This window comes from Martinezella sp. CNPSo 3964, from assembly GCF_057784375.1.
Map to the genome: position 1 here is coordinate 102,053 of NZ_JBXSOW010000009.1, position 20,427 is coordinate 122,479.

The window sequence follows — 20,427 nt, forward strand, 5'->3', positions numbered from 1 at the left end:
TATGACTTGATCCGCCTTTAACACGTCTTGCGAGTGTCCTTCTTTCGTGTTTTGGTCCAATAGTTTCTCGATTGGGCCAAAATGGAAAAGCTATCGAAACAGTTGCTGGCAACGCTCGACGACGACCATGTCCGGAACGTGCGCTGGATGGAGGAGTCGCCCGCCGATGTGCTCGTCCATAGTGCCGAGCCGCCACAGGGCTACACTGTTCCCTGGCATCATCACCGCCGCACGCAATTGCTTTGCATCTTCTCAGGCGTCGCCCTGATCATGACGGCGCGCGGCCGCTGGATGGTGCCGCCGGGCCATGCTCTCTTCATCCCGGTCGGAATGGAGCATTCGATCGAGATCCTGAGCGATGTCAGCATGAAATCCGTCTATGTGACGCCACGTGGCCAACCGCCGAAGGATGAAGCGCCGCGCGTCGTCGAGGTGACGGATCTTGCCCGCAGCCTGCTTCTGGAGGCCATTCGGCTGGGTGAAGCGCCCGTCAGCCATCGCAAGGCCAAGCTGGTCCTTTCTCTTCTTGTCGAGGAGATCGCGACGCTGCCTGAGCGCCCGCTCGGCCTGCCCTTCCCGTCCGACCGCCGGTTGACGGCACTCTGCCGAGACTATCTCGCCAATCCATCACCCAACGCCAGACTGGACGACTGGGCCGAGAAGCTTTCGGTGAGCCGCCGCACCTTCACCCGACAGTTCCGCAAGGAAACCGGCATCAGCTTCACGACCTGGCGTCAGCAGGCGAGTGTCTTTGCCTGCCTGCCGCAGCTTGCGGAGGGCCAGCCCGTCACCAACGTCGCGCTCGAAGCGGGTTACGAGAGCGTGGCGGCCTTCACCACCATGTTCCGCCGCATGCTCGGCACGTCACCCCGCACCTATATGGCCAGCCGCTGGACCTTCGACCGGCAATCGGCTTGAGCGTCTGCTCTTGAAATGGTCGAGCGCTTCCGGCAAACAGCGCTTGAGAGCGAGGGCAAAGCATATGCGGCATATTCACATCGTCGGTATCGGCACCGGAAATCCCGAACATATGACCGTGCAGGCGATCAATGCACTGAATGCAGCCGACGTCATCCTCATCCCCAGCAAGGGCGCGGCCAAGGCCGAACTCGCCGATGTCCGCAAGGAGATTTGCGAGCGCTATGTCACCAATAAAGCCACGCGCTTCGTTAGCTATGACGTGCCTTCACGCCAGACGGCGGACCGCAGCTATGTGCAGAGCGTCGACGAATGGCATGACGCGATTTCCGCGACCTATGAACAGCTGTTTCTGGAGCACCTGACGGAAAGTCAGAGCGCTGCCTTCCTCGTCTGGGGCGATCCGGGCCTTTACGACAGCACGTTGCGCATTCTCGAGCGTGTCGTTGGTCGGGGGAATATTGCCCTCGATTACAGCGTTATTCCCGGCATCACCAGCATCCAGGCGCTGACGGCGAGCCATCGCATCCCCCTCAATCTCGTCGGCAAGCCGGTGCAGATCACCACAGGCAGGCGGCTCGCTGAAAGCTTTCCCGGCATTGCCGAAACGGCCGTCGTCATGCTCGATGGCGAGCAGGCCTTCAGCAAGATCGAAGATCCCGATGCCTATATCTATTGGGGAGCTTATCTCGGCACCAAGGACGAGATCACCATCGCCGGCAGGCTTGCCGACGTTTCCGAGCGGATTCTTGCGACGCGGGCGGAGGCCCGTGCCCGGCATGGGTGGATCATGGATATCTACCTCATGCGCAAGGGGCAGGATTTCGACGATCTCGCATAAAAGCCAAATGCCAAATCGTTTGCCCGCCGATCCGGTTTGTGCAAGGAAATGTCCCTTATGAAGGGCAGTCTTATGGTTGCGGCTGACACGCAGACGGTAAAGGGACAAACGTGCCTCTCGCAAGGAGAGGCCGGTCACGATGACGTTGCATCGCCCGTACCCTCCATGGTTCGCGGCGCCTGCCCCTCCTTGAGCGCGCCGATGCCGACGGGCGACGGTCTGCTAGTTCGCTTGCGGCCATCGACGCCAGGCCTCGCCGTCGCGCAATTGCGCGCGCTGGCCAAAGCCACTGAAGAACATGGCAACGGCCTGATCGAGATCACCGCGCGCGGCAATTTTCAGCTTCGCGGCATGACGTCCGAGAGCATGCCCGGACTGGCCGCCGATATCGATCGCGCCGGCATCGTGCCGGAGAGCGGTGTTGCAATCGAAGTCCCGCCGCTCAGCGGCGTCGATCCGTCGGAGATCGCTGACGCGCGCGGGCTCACTGAACGTCTGCGGAGCGCCATCGATGCACTTCATCCCAAGCCATTGCTGGCTGCCAAGCTCGCCATCATCGTCGACGCCGGCGGTCGGCTCACACTCGACGAACTGACGGCGGATATCCGGCTGAAAGCCACCAATACCGCCGATGGCCGAGAGCTTTGGACGCTCGCCATCGCCGGAACAAGCGCGACGGCCCCGCGGCTTGCCACCTTGCCTGGCGAAGAGGCGATAGCCGGTGTTGTGACATTGCTCGAAGCCTTGACCGCAATCGGACCCCGCGCCCGTGGCCGCGATCTGGACATTGCCTACGTGCAGGCGCAGCTTCCCACCGTCCGCAGTTTCTCACTCCCCGAAAACACCCCGTTGACCTCCTCTGTCGGCCTTATCCCGCTCGACAAACAGCATTCTGCCCTCGGCCTGCGGCCTGCTTTCGGTCAGATCCACTCCCAGGACCTCATCCGCTTTCTCGACGTAGCCGAGCTTGCCGGAGTGCATGAAATTCGGACGGGACCGGAGCATAGCCTGCTGTTGCTCGGACTCCAACGCGATAACATCGAAGATATCCTGGCGGTGGCCGCCGATTGCGGCCTCCAGACGCATGCCGACGATCCGGCAAATTACGTGGTCCCCTGCTCCGGCGCCGGCGCGTGCGCCTCGGCCCACTATGCAACGAAGCAGGCGGCCGCCGATCTGGTCGATGTCGGAGCCGAGCTGCTTGACGGTTCGCTCAAGGTCCATCTGTCCGGCTGCCCAAAGGGCTGCGCCCACCCATCCCCGGCAATGCTCACCATCGTCGGTGCTGCAACAGGCTATGCTATTGTCGTAAATGGGTCATCATCAGCCGAGCCCGTAGCTTACATCCACAAGGAGGGCCTGAAATCGGCGCTGGTCGCGCTCGGAGAACTGGTACGAAACAACAAAGCTGCTGGCGAATCGGCGCAGCAGTGTCTTAAACGGCTCGGCCGGGACGCAATCGCGACGGCTTTACGACAGGGATAGAAATGCCTGACTATGATTATATCCGCGAGGGAGATGCGATCTATGAACGCTCCTTCGCGATCATCCGCAGCGAAGCCGATTTGTCGCGTTTTCCCGAAGCCGAGGCCGATGTCGCAGTCCGCATGATCCATGCCTGCGGATTGGTGGAAGCCGCAGAGCATTTCCTGTTCTCCCCCGATTTCGTCGCATCCGCCCGCAAGGCGCTGACTGACGGCGCGCCGATTTTCTGCGACGCGGAAATGGTCGCTCGCGGCGTTACCCGCGCCCGCCTGCCGGCCGCCAACGAAGTAATCTGCACCTTGCAGGACCCGCGCACGGCCGAGATCGCAAAGACCATCGGCAACACGCGCTCCGCTGCTGCCATGCACCTGTGGACCGAACGCCTAGCTGGTTCTGTCGTTGCCATCGGCAATGCGCCGACGGCCCTCTTTCACCTTCTGGAAATGCTGCGTGACGGTGCGCCGAAGCCAGCCGCCATCATCGGCATGCCCGTCGGCTTCGTCGGCGCGGCGGAATCGAAGGATGCGCTCGCCGAAAACTCATACGGCGTTCCCTTTGCCATCGTGCGCGGCCGGCTTGGTGGCAGCGCCATGACGGCGGCCGCCCTCAATGCCCTGGCGAGGCCGGGCCTATGAGCGCGCCATCCAATGGACAGTTGATCGGTGTCGGCACCGGCCCCGGTGATCCCGAACTGCTGACGGTCAAGGCGGTCAAGGCCCTCGAACGTGCCGATGTCGTCGCCTACTTTGCCAAGCAGGGCAGAGGCGGCAACGGCAAGGCCATCGTCGGCGAGTTTCTGAGAGCAGACGTAAAACTGCTGCCGCTCTACTATCCGGTCACCACCGAGATCGATAAGGACGCGCCGGAATATCTCAGCCAGATCACCGCCTTCTACGACGCCTCGGCCGAAATGGTGGCGGCGCATCTGCGCGAGGGAAAGACGGTTGCCGTGCTCAGCGAGGGCGACCCGCTCTTTTACGGCTCCTACATGCACCTGCATGTGCGCCTTGCCGATCGCTTTCCAACAAAAGTCATACCCGGCGTGACGGCCATGTCCGGCTGCTGGTCTCTTGCCGGATTACCGATGGTGCAGGGAGACGACGTTCTCTCGGTGCTGCCGGGAACGATGGCGGAAGCCGAGCTTACCCGCCGTCTGGTTGATACGCAGGCCGCTGTCATCATGAAAGTCGGCCGCAACCTGCCAAAAATCCGCCGCGCGCTTGATGCCGCCGGCCGGCTAGGGGAAGCAATCTATGTCGAGCGCGGCACGATGGCGAACGGCGCCATGACGCCGCTTGCCAGCCGCGACGATGCCGAGGCGCCGTATTTTTCGCTGGTTCTGGTGCCAGGCTGGGAAAGCAGGCCATGAGCGGGCGTCTCTATGTGATCGGTACCGGTCCCGGCAAGCCTGAGCAGACGACGCCGGAGGCGCTGGCTGCCGTTGCGGATGCCCACGAATTCTATGGCTACGGCCCTTATCTGGACCGTCTGACGCTTCGCAGCGACCAGATCCGTCAGGCATCCGACAATCGCGAGGAGTTGGACCGGGCCAAGGTGGCGCTGCAGCGGGCTGCGGCCGGCATAAATGTCTGCGTCGTCTCGGGCGGGGATCCCGGCGTCTTTGCCATGGCAGCGGCCGTCTGCGAGGCGATCGATCACGGTCCGTCTGAATGGCGCTCGGTAGACCTCGTCGTCGTGCCCGGTATTACGGCCATGCTTGCAGTCGCCGCCCGCATCGGCGCTCCTCTCGGGCACGATTTTTGCGCAATCTCACTGTCGGACAATCTGAAGCCCTGGCCGCTCATCGAAAACCGGCTTCGCGCCGTCGCCGAGGCAGGCTTCGTGATCGCGCTTTACAATCCGATCAGCAAGGCGCGACCCTGGCAGCTCGGCAAAGCCTTCGAAATTGTCCATGACATTTTGCCTGCTGACACGCCGGTGATTTTCGGCCGCGCCGCCGGCCGGCCCGACGAACGCATGACGGTGGCGCGCCTAGCGGATGCCGAAGCTTCGCAAGCCGATATGGCGACCTGTGTCATCATCGGCTCGGCCGAGACGCGCGTCATTGCCCGCGAAGGACGCCCGGATCTCGTCTATACGCCGCGGTTCATCAGGGAAGAGACGAAATGATCGATCCGATCGAGCGCAGCGTCCACCGTTTCGACCACCGGCAAGCCGGCGGTCTCGGCGCGCTCGACCATGATTACCTTGATGCCGAGATGCCTTGCTGCCTCGATCTTGCCGTAAGTCGCCTCGCCGCCGCTGTTCTTGGCGACGACAACCTCGATCTGATGCTGTTGCAGCATGTCGAGTTCGTCGGCCAGTCGGAACGGCCCCCGGCTGTGGATGTAGCTGACATGAGGCACCGTCAGCGGCGGCTCGACGGGATCGACGCTGCGAACCCAGTAAAGGTGCTGCGGCGCGGCGTTCGCCTGATGCGCCTCTTGCCGCCCGGTTGCCAGGAAAACGCGCAAGGGTGCTGCGCCGAGCGCGGCGATGGCCTGCGAAACGCTATGCACCGAGAGCCAGTCATCGCCTTCGACCGACACCCAGGCCGGACGGCGCAGGGCAAAAGCGGTCACGGCGCATTCAACAGCCGCTTGCGCGGCATTGGTCGAAATGCGGGCTGCAAAGGGATGGGTGGCGTCGACCACCAGATCGATCGCTTCATCACTGACATAGCGAGCAAGCCCCTCAGCGCCACCGAAACCGCCGCTGCGCACCGGAACGGGCTGCGGGGCCGGATCGGCGGTTCTGCCGGCAAGCGAGAGCACGACCTCGAGATCGTCGCGGGAGGCGAGCGACGTCGCGAGCGCGCGGGCCTCCGTCGTACCGCCCAGAATCAGAATGCGGGCCTTGCCCATGGCTGAGACACCTTCAGTTCAACGCTGGCTCACTCTTATCGGCATCGGCGAGGACGGTCCAGCCGGGCTTGGCGACGAGGCCAAGCGGTTGATCGCTGCAGCGCCAATGGTCTTTGGCGGAACGCGACATCTCGACCTGATGAGCCCATTGATAACAGGCGAAACGCAGGCCTGGCTTTCACCATTCGAAAAGTCTGTCGAGACAGTGCTCGCCCGCCAGGGCAAGCCGACAGTGGTTCTCGCCTCCGGCGATCCCTTCTTCTACGGCGTCGGGGTAACACTTTCACGACGCATTCCGGCTTCTGAAATGGCTGTCATTCCGGCGCCCTCCTCTTTCAGCCTTGCCGCATCGCGCCTCGGCTGGCCTCTGCAGGAAACGACGGTTCTCTCGCTCCACGGGCGGCCGATCGATCTCATCCGGCCGCATCTCCATGCCGGCCGCAAGATCCTGGCGCTGACATCCGATGGCAAAGGCCCCGCCGACTTGGCCGCCTTACTGCAAGGCTCAGGCTTCGGCTCCTCCGAGCTTACGGTTCTGGAGGCGCTTGGCGGCCCGCACGAGAGGGTCTCCCGGCAAATTGCGGCTGATTTCACCCTCTCCGACATCAACGATCTGAATATTTGCGCAGTCGAGGTCAAGGCGGAGGCCGGAGCTCGGATCTTGCCGCTGAGCGCTGGGCTGCCCGACGAGCTTTTCGAACATGACGGCCAGATCACCAAGCGGGAGATCCGCGCGATCACGCTGTCCGCGCTTGCGCCGCGCCATGGCGAGCTGCTCTGGGATATTGGCGCCGGCTCCGGTTCGATCTGCATCGAATGGATGCTGGCCGATCCCTCGCTGCGCGCCATTGCCATCGAGGCATCGGCTGAACGCGCAGCGCGCATCCGCCGCAATGCCGCAAATTTCGGGGTGCCGGGCCTGGCGATTGTCGAAGGCGAGGCACCGGCGGCTCTTTCCGGTCTTGCGGCTCCGGACGCGATCTTTATCGGCGGCGGCGGCAGCGACGCTGGCGTGCTCGAGGCCGCGATCGGCCAGTTGAAAAGCGGCGGCAGGCTGGTTGCCAATGCCGTCACCACCGAAATGGAAGCGCTACTGCTGGCCGCACAGGCACGCCGGGGCGGCTCGCTGATCCGCATCGATATTGCCCGCGCCGCACCCGTCGGCCGCATGACCGGTTGGCGGCCAGCCATGCCGGTGACGCAATGGTCGTGGGTGAAGCCATAATTCAGAATGAGGTAGACCGATGACAGTGCATTTCATTGGCGCGGGCCCCGGGGCCGCCGACCTGATCACCGTGCGCGGCCGGGATCTGATCGGCAAATGCCCGGTGTGCCTCTATGCCGGATCGATCGTTTCGCCGGAACTATTGCAATATTGCCCGCCCGGCGCCCGCATCATCGACACGGCGCCGATGTCGCTTGACGAGATAGAGGCGGAATATCTGAAGGCGGCCGCCGCCGGCGAGAATGTCGCGCGCCTGCATTCCGGCGACCTCTCGGTCTGGAGCGCGGTCGCCGAGCAGATCCGCAGGCTAGAACAGCATGGCATCGACTATACGCTGACCCCAGGCGTTCCAGCATTCGCCGCCGCCGCCTCGGCGCTCGGGCGCGAATTGACGATCCCGGCCGTCGCCCAGAGCCTTGTGCTGACGCGGGTATCAGGCCGCGCCTCGCCGATGCCAAACAGCGAGACGCTGGAAAAATTCGGCGCGACGGGTGCGACACTCGCCATTCACCTGGCAATCCACGCACTTGAAAAGGTCGTTAGGGACCTGACGCCGCTTTACGGCGCGGACTGCCCGGTCGCGATCGTCGTCAAGGCATCCTGGCCGGACGAACGGATTGTGCGAGGCACGCTCGCGACGATCGAAGCGCAGGTGGCGGCCGAGCCGATCGAGCGCACCGCATTGATCTTCGTCGGCCCGTCGCTTGGCACCAGCGATTTTCGCGAAAGCTCGCTCTACGACCCCACTTACCAGCGTCGTTTCCGCGGCCGGGAATAAGCTTCGACCCCGTTGCAAATCGCCTCGAAATTTTCTCTAGAGCCGGATGATTTTAGGTCGAATCGACCTAAAATCTGAATCCGCTCTAGCATCAAAGAAGTAGAGCGTGATGTCGTCCGAAAACCGCCTACACTTTTCGGCATCACGCTCTAGTCGATCGCGGCAAGCCGTGGGGCAAAAGAGGATCAGGAAATGCAGCGCATTACCATCACCATTGATGACGATCTTCTCGAAACCATCGACAAGATCAGTGCACAGCGCGGCTATGCAAGCCGCTCGGAGACTTTGCGCGATCTCGTCCGCGATGCAGTAACCCGTGCGCAACCGATCATAGACGGCGAAGCCAGATGTTACGCGGCCCTCACCTACGTCTATGAGCATGAAACCCGCGACCTCTCACGCCGGCTGACGACGGCGCAGCACGATCACCACGATCTTTCGATCTCGACGCTTCATGTTCACATCGATGGACAAGATTGCCTCGAAGTCTCCGTGCTGAAGGGTAAGGCGGACGAGATCAAGACCTTTGCCGACAGCGTCGTGACGCAGCGCGGCGTACGCTTCGGGAACCTGCACATCATCCCATCGGACGATGGTATAGATAGCGCCGAAACGCATTTGCATGACTGAGAGGGCGGGCGAGTTGCCCGCGGACTACTCAGTCGAAGCCAACCCTACCGTATAGGTCATGCTTTCCTTGAGCATGGCAAGCACCCTCAAGCTGAGGTCACTGCTCGCTGCGTGAGATCTCGCGTACAGCACCGCGCGTCTTTCAACACGCGCCAATGACGCTGTAACGCATTGAAATACTACATAATTTCTCTTAGTCGATTCCGATTTAACGGAAATTATGCAGTAGGCCTTGACGAAGGACGGCGAAGCATAAATGTCTTCCTATCACGGCAAATGGGGGAAGCGATGAAGATACTCGGCATATCGGGCAGCCTGCGCAAAGGCTCCTTCAACACGGCCCTGCTCCACGCGGCCGTCGAATTGGCGCCGGATGGCGTCGAGCTGATTGCCCGCACCATTCACGGCGTACCGCTCTACGACGCCGATCTCGAGGCGGCAGAAGGCATTCCGGAAAAGGTACAGGAACTCAAGGATCTGACCATATCCGCCGATGGGCTGATCCTGTTTACGCAGGAATACAACAACTCGCTTCCGGGCGTATTCAAAAACGCTATCGACTGGATGAGCCGCCCCTCCACGGATATCGCCCGGGTCTTCGGCGGAAAGCCGATCGCTGTTCTCGGCGCTTCGCCTGGCAATTTCGGCACTATCCTCAGCCAGAATGCCTGGCTGACAGTGTTGCACACGCTCGGCGCCGACGCATGGTTCGGCGGCCGGCTGATGGTGTCGCGCGCCGGCAGCGTCTTCGATGCGGACGGGGCGATCGTCGACGAGAAAGTGAAACACAATCTTGCGGCTTTCATCGATGGCTTCACGGCTTTCGTTGGGGATCGCAAGAAGGGCTGATGTGCCGCTCGGCAAGGCGGATACAAAGCCTATGATTGAACCGATGAATGACCTAATGTGAATGCGGTGCCGGGTCCCGGCACCTCTGGGGCCTCGCACATCTTCTTCCTTCGAAAGCCATGAAATCCAATAGTACCGGTTACGTCTTCACGCTGTTGGCAATCAGCATATTCGCCATACAGGACGGCATCTCCAAGCACCTTGTCAGCGCCTATCCGCCGCTTCTGGTGGCGATGATCCGCTATTGGGCCTTCATGCTCTTCGCAATTGCAATGGCTTCACGCGCACCGGGGGGCTTGCGACGCAATGTCCGGACCAAGCGTCCTGTCCTGCAGATTGCCCGAGGCCTACTGCTCGCCGCGCAGATCGTCGTCGCCATCTCGTCCTTCGTCATCGTCGGTCTGGCCCATTCGCAGGCGATCTTTTCATCAGGCCCGCTGATGGTAGCCCTGCTATCCATACCGATCCTCGGCGAGAAGGTCGGCTGGCGGCGTTGGCTGGCAATCTGCTTCGGCTTCATCGGCGTGCTGCTGATCCTGAAGCCGGAAAGCGGCGTCTTCGATGCGCGGTTCTTGGTGCCGCTTTTCGGCGCATTGCTATTTTCGCTCTATGTCGTCCTGACACGCTATGTCAGCCGCGAGGACGGCGCCATGACCAGCTTCTTCTATACGGGCGTTGTGGGTGCGGTCGCCATGACCTGCATCGGGCCGTTCTTCTGGACATCGCTGGCCCCACATGACTGGATCTTCATGGGCATTCTCTGTCTGACAGGCGTTTCGAGCCATTATTTCCTCATCCGCGCCTATGACATGCTCGACGCGGTGGTCATCCAGCCCCTGACCTATCTGCAGCTCGTCTTCTCCGCCATTATCGGCGTCACGATATTCGGCGAGAAGCTGAGCGCGCCCATGATTGCGGGCGCGCTCATCGTTGTTGCGGCGGGCATATTCACGATCTGGCGCGAACATGCCCTGGCGAGAACCCGGCTCAAGGCCGACAAGGCATCGGCAGGCTAGAGCGGTTCAGCTTTTCACGGAATCTCCGAACCGCTCTATCTCTTTGTTTTCACGCAATTCCGGACGGAAAACCGCTACGCACTTTTCCTGGAATTGCTCTAAGCGTCCACCTGGGCGCGCGGCTGCGCCTCCGTGTAGTAGCTCACATATTTCTGCCGGTAGCGTTCCGTTCCGCCGAAATCGCTGTAGCGCGGCAGTTCCGACATGTCGGTCTTGTTGAGGATGACGCCGAGGATGCGCGAGTTGATCTGCGGCTCCTGCTCGAGAACATCACGCACCAGATTGGTCGGCGTCGCGCCCCATTCGGTAACCAGCAGGAAGGCATCGACCTGCGGCGCGAAGGCCTTTGCGTCGATGACAGGGCCAAGCGGTGCAAGGTCGACGATAATGTAGTCGAACATCTTGCGTGCATTTTCCATCAGATGCTGCATGCCCTGCGAGGACAGAAGCTCGCTGGTGTGCAGCAGGTGATCGCGTACGGCGACCGGGAGAATGGCAAGCTTGGTGCGCGGATCGACCTTCACGGCACTCGTCCAGGGCACCTCGCCAAGCACAGCCTCGATCAGGCCGGCCTGCGGTGGCGTCTTCAGCGTCCGGCTGAGACCCGGGTTGCGCAAGTCGGCATCGATGAGCAGCGTGCGCTTGCCGCTGCTCGCAAGCAGGGCGGCAAAGTTGGCAGCGGTTGTCGACTTGCCCTCACCGGGAAGTGCCGAGACAACGCCGATGACGCGGTCGGCGCGGCCCTGCAGCATCACATCGCTGGCGAGCTTTGCGTTCCTCAAGGTCTCGGCGAAGATCGAGCGCGGCGCTTCGACGGAGATGCGCATCATGCGCTCGAAGGCGACGCCGTTCTCTCCCTCTTCCGCCGTTGTCGGCTCCGCTCCGGCATCGGCCTTGCGCGGCTTCTTCTTGTTTTTGCTCTGCTGGCCGAGCAGCGGCAGATAGCCCAGGAATTTCAATCCGAGAGCAGCCCGCACGTCGGCCTCGACGCGGAAAAAGCGATCACGGAACTCCTGGAATGCCGCAACACCGCAACCGACCATCAGGCCGAGGATGACCGAAAGCGCCATGACGAGCGTCTTCTTCGGGCTGGACGGCGCCGTCGGTACGCCGGCAACCGAGATGACGCGCGCCTTGGCGATCGGGAAGGAGCGCTGCTGGGTCGCCTGTTCGAAACGGCCAAGATAGGATTCATAAAGCGTCTTCAACGCCGATGCCTTCTGGTTCAGCTCATTGAGATGAACTAGCGACTTGTTAGCCTCGGAATTCTTGCCGACGACCTTGTCGATGCTTTCGCGCAGCGATTCCGCTCGCGACTGCGCGACATCAAGCTCGTTCTTGTAGCTGGCAGTCAGCTGCTGAAGGACCTGATAGATCTGCCGGGTAATGTCCTGCCGCTCGGCCTTGAGCGCGACGGCTTGCGGATGGTCGGCGCCGAAGTTCTGCGTAACGTCCTGCTCGCGCTTTTCGACGGCGAGATAGCGTGTCTTCAGATCCTGCAACACCGAGTTGTCGGTCGAGCTCGACGAGATGGTCGCGTTCTTGACGGCGTTGTCTGGGCCCTGGTCGATGATCGACTTATATTGATTGTAGCGGGCGGCTGCGCTGGCGGTATCGGCCTGTGCGATGATCAATTGCTTGTTCAGATCGGAAATCTGCTGTTCCGACATCAGCTCGCCACCCGTGGAGGTCAACCCATTGTCAGCCTTGTATTTTTCGACTTCAAGCGAAGCCTCCTGGGCGCGCTGGCGCAGATCGTTCAAGCGTTCCTGCAGCCAGACCGAGGCGCGCTCAGTAGCGTCGAAATTGGCGTTCAGCTGATCGGTCAGATAAGCGTCGGCATAGGCGCGCGTAACCGCGGCGGCAAGACGCTTGTCGGTGGAGCTGTAGGAGACGGCAACGACCGAGCTTCGCGTGACGCGCTCGACCTTCAGATTGTCCTGCAAAACGGCAGCAACCTTCTGACGTTGAGCCTCGCGCTGCTCCTCGGGCGTCATCGGCGGGCGACCGGGCGTAAAGACGCTGACGATCAGGCTGACGCCGGATTTGAGCAACGCCGCCGGAGATACCGGCGGATTAAGCAATGTATTGTTGTCGGCAAGGCCGGCAGTGTCGACGACGCGCAGCGCCATTTCGTTCGATTTGAGGATTTCCACTGCACTGGCGATTTCCATATCCGCCTGCTGGCTGCTCGCCGCCGGCGGCTGATCCTCGGCATATTTCGTCATGGTTTCGTCGAGCAATATCTGCGTCATCGACGTATAGCTCGAGGTGGCGGTGAGCAGATAGGCGACGGCCAGAATGACAAAAGCGGCCACGGCAAAAATGATGGTGCGGATGCGCCGGACCACGACGGCCATCAGCCGGTCGAGATCGATAAAGCTATCCTGCGACTCCGCTTGCGGAAGAGCGCTGTGGAAAGTGAAGTTCTTCTGATGCATGGCGACCACCTTGTCGGAGAAGCCCGAATGAACAATAGCCATGGCCTGCGGCCTTACCGGCCGCAGGCCACAATGTGAACAGGCTTAAGCGGCGGTCATCTGCGCTTCGTGCGAGACGACCAGGTTGCGGATCGAGTCATAGACCAAGCCGCCGATATCGGAGCGAGCGAGCGCGAAGGCAACGTTCGCTTCGATGAAGCCGTGCTTGGACCCGCAGTCGAACGTGCGTCCGTTATAGACCTGGGCATGAAAGGATTGCGTCTCGGAGAGGCGCAGCATGCCGTCGGTCAGCTGGATCTCATTACCAGCGCCGCGCTCCTGACGGGCCAGAATGTCGAAGATCTCAGGCTGCAGAATATAACGGCCATTGAGGTAAAAGTTTGAAGGCGCCTCGGACGGATGCGGCTTCTCGACCATTTTGGTCACGGCAAAGCCATGGCGCACGGACTCGCCCTTGCCGATGATGCCGTATTTCGAGGTTTCTTCTGGAGCGCATTCCTCGACGGCGACGATATTGCCACCGGTCTCATTATAGAGGTCCATCAGGCCGGCCATGCAGCCGCGCATGCCGTAGCAAAGCATGTCAGGCAAGAGCAAGGCGAAGGGCTCGTTGCCGATCAGATCGCGGGCACACCAGACGGCGTGGCCGAGGCCGAGCGGAGCCTGCTGGCGGGTGAAGCTGACGGCGCCCGGCCGCGGCAGAAGACGTTCCAGCTCGCTGACCTGGTGGCTTTTGCCTGCCCTCTGTAGTGAGGAAATCAGCTCCGGCGTGTCGTCGAAATGGTCTTCAATCGCCGACTTGTTGCGGCTGGTGACGAAGACGATGTGCTCGATGCCGGCTTCGATGGCTTCATCGACGGCATATTGCACGACCGGACGATCGACGATCGTCAGCATCTCCTTTGGCATCGCCTTGGTGGCGGGCAGGAAGCGTGTTCCATTGCCGGCAACCGGGATGACTGCTTTTCTCACACGATGTTTGGGGTCCATGGCTCTATCCTTTGTTAGAGTGAGGGCCTGCGCCCATATTGGGCAGGGGGGAGGAAAGTGAAGAGGTAGGCGACGGCTGGCGGCCGCTCCGCAGAGACGCGGCCAACCGACGAAAACGCGCAAAGATCGGCATGCTGAGATGGCGCACCGCCCGCGGGTTGAGGCATGCGATCTTGAGCATCGCCTGCAATTCGCGCTCCTTGATGCTGTCGACCAGCTTCAGGAATGCGATAACGTCCCTCAGATTGCGCGTGCGTCGCCGCTGTGCGGCAAGGGCAGCGGCCCCGAAGGGATGATCAGCGAAGAATCTGCTGTCGGCAGCAAGCATGGCCTCGACATGGTCTTGTTTGAGAACACGCGAGATCGACCCGTCGCGAATGTAGTACAAGTAGCCTACGGTCGGCTCGACGACGCAGACGCCGCCACGAGCAAGAGCGGAAGCGAGGAAAATGTAATCCTCGCCGATCCGCAAGGTCTCATCGAAGCGTAGGCGATGCTTCTCGACGAAGGCACGCTCGAAGACCGGCTTCATGTAACCGAAATTGTGCTCCGACTGAAAAATCATATTCGAGGCGATGAATTTTGCCAGCGTCAGCGTCGGCATGCGTGCCAGCATCGCCTCCGGGAACATCGGCAGCATCGTGCCGACGTCCTCGCGAATGACATCGAGATTGTCGACCGCGATCTGCGCATCGGCCTTTTCCGCCCTAGCAATCAGACGTGCCATACGGTCCGGCCGCAGGGCATCATCGGAATCGAGCACGGCCACCCAGCGACCCCGGGCCGCATCGAGCCCGGCATTGCGAGCCGCGCCCGGACCGCCGTTGCGGGCCATGGCAACGAGACGCACCCGCGGATCAGGATGGTTGCCGGCAATCTCCCGCGTACCATCGCTCGAGCAATCGTCGACGACGATCACTTCCATGCTGACGGCGCCTTGCGCCAACGCGCTGTCGATGGCGCGCTCAAGCGTTTCCTCGGCATTATAGGCAGCGATGACGAAGCTGACATCAGGGATGAAATCCGTCATTGCGGTGCCTTCTCCAGATTTCCGTATTGTTCGATCTCGCGAACTCCAAAGAGACCGCTGACGACGCCGGCGTGCATGATGCCGCGCAAACCGTAGCGATGCCGCTTGATCGGGGACGCGGAAAGCAGCGCCGCGGCAGCAAAGCAATAGGCGGACTTCGTGCCCGCGAGCGCAATCGCTCGCCAGCGCCCGAAGCCCCCCCTGGCTTCCAGCAACATGCGCCCATGCGTCTGCCCCATGCGATAGCGGCGCTTGGAGAGCCAGGAGACGCTCGCGCGCGTGTTAGGGACGGGCTCATAGACGAGCGCGTCCGCCGCATAAGCGATCCTGCCGCCCGCCTTGTGCATATGGGTGAAGAACTCGGTATCTTCGCCGCCGCTGCGCCCGAGCGCGATATTGAACCGCCGGCCGGCAAGCGAAGGCGCACCGCGGCGCAGCAGCACATTGCAGGTGTAGCCGGTCAGGATTTCCCCGGCGACCCAAACAGGCAAGGTCGAATGAAAGTCGCCACGCTGCATCCAGGCCGGGGCGACGTTTGCATACACCGCCTGCACGGGACCGAGAACGGCGTCGGCGCCGGTCGTGTCGGCCATGATCAGCATTTCCGTCAGCCAGTCTTCCGAGGCCGTCTCGTCGTCATCGATGAAGGCGAGAAAATCGCCGCTCGCATGATCCAGGCAAGCATTGCGGGCAATCGAGATGTTCGAAGCCGGGCAATGGACATAGACAATCTCGAAGGGCACGGCCGAACGCATGGCGTCGACGCGGCCCCGCGCGCTCGGCGTCACATCATTATCAGCAATGATGATCCGGATGATCGCACCTGTGGGGACGCTGAGTACGGCCAGCGACAGCAGCGTCTGATCGAGCTCTGCCCGCCGATAGGTGCAGACCGCGATGTCGATCCTTATCGGGCGTCGATGGACTTGTGTCATCACGCCACCCTGCGATTGCGGAAGCTGAAGACTTCCATCCAGAAGCCCATGGACCAGGCGAAATGCATGACCATAGCGGAAATTGCGGCCAGCGGGCCGTAAGGATTCTTCTGGCCGAGAGCGATCCAGAAGCCGTAGGCGATGCAGGCCACCGCCCACAGGCCAACCGGAATAACCGCAATCCAGTTAAGGACGGCCAGGAAAGCACCGATGAAAATCGGCACGACCGCAAGCGGCAGCATCTGGCGCAGGCTCGGCATGCTGCGATGCTTGAGAATATTGCGCGCGCGGCCGCGGCCATAGCCGAGATACTGCTTGAAGAGCGTCGGGACGCTGGAGCGCGGATAATAGGTCATGGCCGTCTTGTCGGTCAGCCAGATCCGATACCCCGCCTTGTTCAGTCGATAATCCAGCTCGGCATCCTCGTTATGGCTAAAGGTTTCGTCATAACCGCCGACCGCACGGAAGGCGGCAACGCGCATCAGCGCGTGGTGCCCATGCTCAGCCCAATGGCCCTTCGCGCCTTCGCGATGTTTGGAACCACCATTGCCGAGCTTGGAGTTCTGTGCCACGGCCGTTGCCTTCTGGAAGGCGCTGAAACCCATAGTGCGCATCGCAACGACGACGGAATCCGCGCCCGTCGCGCCTGCCTCCTGTACCAGCGTCTGGCAGTAGTCGTCCGGATAGTCGCCATGGGCGTCGATACGGATGAAATACTCATGATCGTCACCGAATGTGTCGATAGCGAGATTGATCGCTGCGCTCTGCAATCGTTTCGGATTATCGAGCAACAGAACGCGCGGATCTCCCTCCGCTATATTCCGAACGATTTCGCGCGTGCGATCGGTGCTGCCGCCATCAGCCACCACGATCCTGGCATCGAGTTCGTCCAGAGCCTGACCGAGCTTCTCGATCAGCGGCTCGATATGCTTTTCCTCGTTGAGGCAAGGAATAACGATTATGCAACGCATGTCCCCTGAACTTTCGGTCGTCATTGCAATCCACCTCTATTGCGATGCAGTTGTGGGAGGGCCTGTATTTCGGCGAGCTGTTCATTGGCGCGCGTCAGCGACGCCAGCCGTTGCACCAGCCCCTGACAGTCGGCGCGATCCATCATCCATTGCTTGCGATCCTGTGACGCCACCGCCTCGAAAGCGGCGAGATAGCGCTTCGCGTCCATCTCTCCCAAAAGCGCCGTCAGATGTTCGGCATCAGCCTCGTCGAGCGTAAGCCCGATCCTTCGGCTCGCGAGAAATCTTGCCGTCTCCGTACCCTTGATCGCAATCGGCACGGTGCCGTAAAGGCCACCTTCATAAAGGCGGTTCGGCAGCAGCCAGCTGGAATTCAATCCCTCTTCGAAAAAGTCGATGGCCCAGGAAAACTGGACTTCGCCGTAGATCGCCGAGAGATCCTCGGGGTTCTTGTAGGCGCCTGCAAAATGCATGAAGGGTGCATCGCGGACGGTGCGATCGAAGTCGTCGAACTCTGAATGAGCCGGGCGACCCCGCAGGACGATTTCGAAGCGACCTTCCATCTTGCGGGAGAATTGATCGAGCAAAGCCAATGACTTACGGCAGCGAAGGGCGCCGAACCAGCCTATCTTCCATGGTTTGTCCGCAGCCGGCGGCCGTGCGGCTGATGCTATGGCACGCGCCGCAGGCTCAAGCGCCAGCACCTTGTTTTCGAGCAGCATGACCGGCACATTGAGCCCGGAGCGCGGACGGAAATAACGTTCGATGAAGGCGGGCGAACTGGTCACCAGCAATGACGCCTGCGAACCGAAGTGACGCTCCGCGCTGCGAAGCGCACTGCCCACCACATCGTCACGCAGCAGCAGCCGATGGATATCGAGGCATTCATAGACGATCGGCATGTCGCCGCCGAAAACGGACTTGGCGCGATTGGCCAGCGCCAGCATTTCGAGATTACGGCCGATGATGAGGTCCGGCCTTGCGACCGAGCGCAGCAGCCCACGCAGTTTCGCCGCCGATCTGGCCACCGCCGCGATACGCTGCGCAAACTGGGCATCCTGCGTCTTGCCGAGTTCGATCGGCTCGACGCCGTGTATGGCAGCCAGCGCATTGTCGTCACGCCGGAACCCCGCGAGCGTTACGAGTGCCCCGCCGGCCTGCAGCATCAGCACCCGCCTACGCACGGCGGGGTCAGCAAGATCGTGGACGAAGTACAGTATATGCAGCATCAAAATTTCCGCTTTTGCGCCCAGCCAGGACCGGGCACCTTGTGTGGTTGGTGTTGCATGGTGGCATTGCAACCGGCCGCGAGAGATGCCACGCGGCCGGCTGAGTTCAATCGAGTTTGCAGGTGATCGATTCCGGGAACAGGCACTTCTCCCCCGGCGCAGTGAAGGCGACGCGCTTGATCTCCATGGTTGCCGGCTCGCCGCCATAGGCGAACTTGCCCATCCAGCCGCTGAGGGTATCGGTACCCCAGAGGCTGAAGAAGATCTTCTGCGCATTCGTCGGTATCTTCGAAGGATCGGTGACTTCCTGAACGAGCTTGCCGTTCACGTAGTAGCGCAGACGATCCTTTTCCCAGACGAAGGCATAATCGTTGAAATTCTGGTCGGCACCACCTGAAACCGGCACCAGCTTTTCATTGCCGCCCTTGGCGGAAATATACTGGTTGACCTGAACTTGGCCGGGATTCTTGCCGAGCACTTCGAAATCGATCTCGTCATGCGGCTTCTTGTCGGTCGGGCCGATATAGGTGAAGAAGGCAGAGTTGAGACCAGGCCCCTTGGCTGTGCGGTAACGCGCTTCATAGGTGCCATAGCCGTAACGTTTCATCGTCTGGATTTCGCCGCAAGCATAATTGCGATCGCCAGTCTTGGACTGGATGAACTGCAGTTGCAGCGTTCCGTCCTTGACGTTCACCTGTTTTCGCGACCAGGTGCAATTCTGATACGCTCCGTTGTTCCAGCCATCGGAAATATACCAGCGGCTGGTATCCAGATGTTCGAAATTGTCGACGAATGACCGGCCGGACGCCTGATCATCCTGAGCAGACACGACCTGTGGCAGAAAGCATGCGCTCATCAGAGCGATTGAGACAAGACCAAGTCTTTGCATGTAGCTTTTCGATGTCGTCATGGCATCACCTTTGCTTCGAACGCACTTGCCGATCTTCGGCAGCGCGGTTCTGGACAGCACGGATTTCGGCTTGCGGGCGCGCCCGGCTGCCAGTCAGCAGGTTGTGGAAGCTTGGCAGGGCGTGGCGCGCCATGCCATTGGTCAAGGGCAGCAGCAGCAAGGCAAGTGCCGCCGCCAGAAGATAGAAAATCGGGTAGAGCTCGCTGCCACCGCGGTTCCAAAGAACCCAGAGGCAGAAGAGCAGCGGATAATGGCCGCAAAAGATCCAGAAGCTGAGGCTGCCGGTTCCTGCCAAGCCCTGCCCGATCCGGCTGCGGATGAAGATTGCCGATAGTGCCCAGAAGCCTGGAATACCGACGAGCACCATCAGATTGCGACAAACCTCGAGCCACAACGGCAATCCTGGCCCCGTCATGTAGGCAGCCGTTGCCAGAAGCGCTGCGAGCGCAACGAAGGCAGGCGCGATCAAGGCGGCATAGCGATCTATGACCGTCACGTCGATACGATGGAGACTCAGGTAGATTCCGAAGCTGAAACTGAAGAGAATAGAGTTCCGCAGCACGATTCCGATAGATACGGGCCAAGCTGCAAGCAAAAGCAGGAAGACCAATGTCGGTAACGGAGCACGACGAATAAGAAACGCCAACACCGGTGACAGCAAAATGCAAACGAAAAGATCGCGCAAAAAATAGAGCGGCAGATTTATTGGTTCGCCGTCGATGGCGAGCAAGAGATTCGAGATCGTATGCGGAGTAGCTTCCGACAGGTCCGGCAGATATCCATCGCCAATGCCGTAATACTGAAGAAGCAATACAAACAGGAAGAATGCACCATTCCACAACAGGAACGGCAGAATAACTGTCTTTGTCTTCCGGCCAACGGTCTCTTTATAGCTCTTTGGCGCCTTTCCATTACGAAATAGCAAGTATCCTGAGATCACACTCAGGCAGGGGACACCTACACGGAACAAACTGTCACGCAGGAACACGCGCAACCAATCGAAAAAGCCATAGTCACCGTTGAACGGGCTGCTATGCGGATCGAAAGGTATATGGACAAAGATTATGCCCGAGATGAGCACGATACGCATGAGGTTTATCCGCGAAGACACGTTGGCAGTCACATTCACGATGTCTGTCACCCCTTCTTCGGGCTGCATCCCCCCTCGCAGCCATTTCAAACAGAGCAGAGCTCGCAAAGGTAACCTAGGGCGCTCTTCGGAAAGGGAATATGGCACCGCAGCAAAAATGAGCGAAAAATCATATGCGGATCAGTGCTGAAAACACCGATTTGTACGCCTTTGAGCATGAAATAA

General features: G+C 60.7%; 20 protein-coding genes. 11 read left to right on the forward strand and 9 right to left on the reverse strand.

Going from position 1 to position 20,427, the window contains the following annotated elements; translation table 11 throughout:
* Nucleotides 1–81 precede the first annotated feature (81 nt).
* The 6 genes from AC13Q5_RS25445 to AC13Q5_RS25470 all read left to right on the forward strand — a co-directional run bounded on the left by AC13Q5_RS25445 (nt 82) and on the right by AC13Q5_RS25470 (nt 5,374).
* Nucleotides 82–918: an AraC family transcriptional regulator gene (locus AC13Q5_RS25445; RefSeq protein ID WP_488503591.1), complete on the forward strand. Its 837-nt coding sequence runs from the start codon at nt 82–84 to the stop codon at nt 916–918.
* A gap of 64 nt (nt 919–982) precedes the next feature.
* Entirely contained in the window at nt 983–1,759 is a 777-nt protein-coding gene (gene cobF, locus AC13Q5_RS25450) for a precorrin-6A synthase (deacetylating) (RefSeq protein ID WP_488503592.1), read from the forward strand.
* A 57-nt stretch (nt 1,760–1,816) separates the two neighbouring features.
* Entirely contained in the window at nt 1,817–3,244 is a 1,428-nt protein-coding gene (cobG, locus tag AC13Q5_RS25455; RefSeq protein ID WP_488503593.1) for a precorrin-3B synthase, read from the forward strand.
* A gap of 2 nt (nt 3,245–3,246) precedes the next feature.
* On the forward strand, nt 3,247–3,879 hold the full coding sequence (locus AC13Q5_RS25460) for a precorrin-8X methylmutase (protein ID WP_457878686.1): 633 nt from the start codon (nt 3,247–3,249) through the stop codon (nt 3,877–3,879).
* The gene (locus tag AC13Q5_RS25465; RefSeq protein ID WP_457878685.1) at nt 3,876–4,613 is read left to right on the forward strand and encodes a precorrin-2 C(20)-methyltransferase; all 738 of its coding nucleotides are present in this window, start codon (nt 3,876–3,878) and stop codon (nt 4,611–4,613) included. The genes AC13Q5_RS25460 and AC13Q5_RS25465 overlap by 4 nt, the downstream gene beginning before the upstream one ends.
* The gene (locus tag AC13Q5_RS25470; protein ID WP_075856121.1) at nt 4,610–5,374 is read left to right on the forward strand and encodes a precorrin-3B C(17)-methyltransferase; all 765 of its coding nucleotides are present in this window, start codon (nt 4,610–4,612) and stop codon (nt 5,372–5,374) included. Before AC13Q5_RS25465 ends, AC13Q5_RS25470 begins: the two co-directional genes overlap by 4 nt.
* On the opposite strand, the gene AC13Q5_RS25475 is transcribed toward AC13Q5_RS25470, so the two are convergent.
* Nucleotides 5,338–6,108 (reverse strand): cobalt-precorrin-6A reductase, encoded by a 771-nt coding sequence (locus tag AC13Q5_RS25475; protein ID WP_488503594.1) that lies wholly within the window; start codon nt 6,106–6,108, stop codon nt 5,338–5,340. The genes AC13Q5_RS25470 and AC13Q5_RS25475 overlap by 37 nt on opposite strands.
* On the opposite strand from AC13Q5_RS25475, the gene cbiE reads away from it, so the two are divergent.
* The 5 genes from cbiE to AC13Q5_RS25500 all read left to right on the forward strand — a co-directional run bounded on the left by cbiE (nt 6,092) and on the right by AC13Q5_RS25500 (nt 10,606).
* Nucleotides 6,092–7,333, forward strand: coding sequence for a precorrin-6y C5,15-methyltransferase (decarboxylating) subunit CbiE (gene cbiE / locus AC13Q5_RS25480; protein ID WP_488503595.1), 1,242 nt, complete (start codon nt 6,092–6,094; stop codon nt 7,331–7,333). The two genes, AC13Q5_RS25475 and cbiE, sit on opposite strands and share 17 nt — an antisense overlap.
* Before the next feature lie 19 nt (nt 7,334–7,352).
* Nucleotides 7,353–8,111 (forward strand): precorrin-4 C(11)-methyltransferase, encoded by a 759-nt coding sequence (gene cobM, locus AC13Q5_RS25485; RefSeq protein WP_488503596.1) that lies wholly within the window; start codon nt 7,353–7,355, stop codon nt 8,109–8,111.
* Between the two features lie 192 nt (nt 8,112–8,303).
* Nucleotides 8,304–8,741: a nickel-responsive transcriptional regulator NikR gene (gene nikR / locus AC13Q5_RS25490; RefSeq protein ID WP_488503597.1), complete on the forward strand. Its 438-nt coding sequence runs from the start codon at nt 8,304–8,306 to the stop codon at nt 8,739–8,741.
* A 288-nt stretch (nt 8,742–9,029) separates the two neighbouring features.
* Nucleotides 9,030–9,590, forward strand: a complete 561-nt coding sequence (locus AC13Q5_RS25495) for an NADPH-dependent FMN reductase (RefSeq protein ID WP_488503598.1) — start codon at nt 9,030–9,032, stop codon at nt 9,588–9,590.
* 119 nt (nt 9,591–9,709) lie between these two features.
* Complete coding sequence (locus AC13Q5_RS25500) at nt 9,710–10,606, forward strand: DMT family transporter (protein ID WP_457878680.1); 897 nt, start codon at nt 9,710–9,712, stop codon at nt 10,604–10,606.
* Between the two features lie 98 nt (nt 10,607–10,704).
* Here the strand turns inward: AC13Q5_RS25500 and AC13Q5_RS25505 are convergent, their stop codons facing one another.
* From AC13Q5_RS25505 to AC13Q5_RS25540, 8 genes are all read right to left on the reverse strand, one after another.
* Nucleotides 10,705–13,047 carry a polysaccharide biosynthesis tyrosine autokinase gene (locus AC13Q5_RS25505; RefSeq protein WP_075856219.1) on the reverse strand — a complete coding sequence of 781 codons (2,343 nt, stop codon included), beginning with the start codon at nt 13,045–13,047 and terminating at the stop codon, nt 10,705–10,707.
* Between the two features lie 84 nt (nt 13,048–13,131).
* A complete protein-coding gene (gene galU / locus AC13Q5_RS25510) occupies nt 13,132–14,037 on the reverse strand; it encodes a UTP--glucose-1-phosphate uridylyltransferase GalU (protein WP_075856115.1) in 906 nt (301 codons plus the stop codon).
* A 4-nt stretch (nt 14,038–14,041) separates the two neighbouring features.
* Nucleotides 14,042–15,067, reverse strand: coding sequence for a glycosyltransferase family 2 protein (locus AC13Q5_RS25515; protein ID WP_488503599.1), 1,026 nt, complete (start codon nt 15,065–15,067; stop codon nt 14,042–14,044).
* The gene (locus AC13Q5_RS25520; RefSeq protein ID WP_075856113.1) at nt 15,064–16,002 is read right to left on the reverse strand and encodes a glycosyltransferase family 2 protein; all 939 of its coding nucleotides are present in this window, start codon (nt 16,000–16,002) and stop codon (nt 15,064–15,066) included. The genes AC13Q5_RS25515 and AC13Q5_RS25520 overlap by 4 nt, the downstream gene beginning before the upstream one ends.
* Nucleotides 16,002–16,997, reverse strand: a complete 996-nt coding sequence (locus tag AC13Q5_RS25525; protein ID WP_457878677.1) for a glycosyltransferase family 2 protein — start codon at nt 16,995–16,997, stop codon at nt 16,002–16,004. Before AC13Q5_RS25525 ends, AC13Q5_RS25520 begins: the two co-directional genes overlap by 1 nt.
* Entirely contained in the window at nt 16,994–18,202 is a 1,209-nt protein-coding gene (locus AC13Q5_RS25530) for a glycosyl transferase family 1 (protein ID WP_457878676.1), read from the reverse strand. Before AC13Q5_RS25530 ends, AC13Q5_RS25525 begins: the two co-directional genes overlap by 4 nt.
* Before the next feature lie 106 nt (nt 18,203–18,308).
* On the reverse strand, nt 18,309–19,112 hold the full coding sequence (gene exoK / locus AC13Q5_RS25535; protein ID WP_075856110.1) for an endo-1,3-1,4-beta-glycanase ExoK: 804 nt from the start codon (nt 19,110–19,112) through the stop codon (nt 18,309–18,311).
* Between the two features lie 4 nt (nt 19,113–19,116).
* A complete protein-coding gene (locus AC13Q5_RS25540; protein WP_244557972.1) occupies nt 19,117–20,271 on the reverse strand; it encodes an acyltransferase family protein in 1,155 nt (384 codons plus the stop codon).
* Nucleotides 20,272–20,427: the final 156 nt, after the last annotated feature.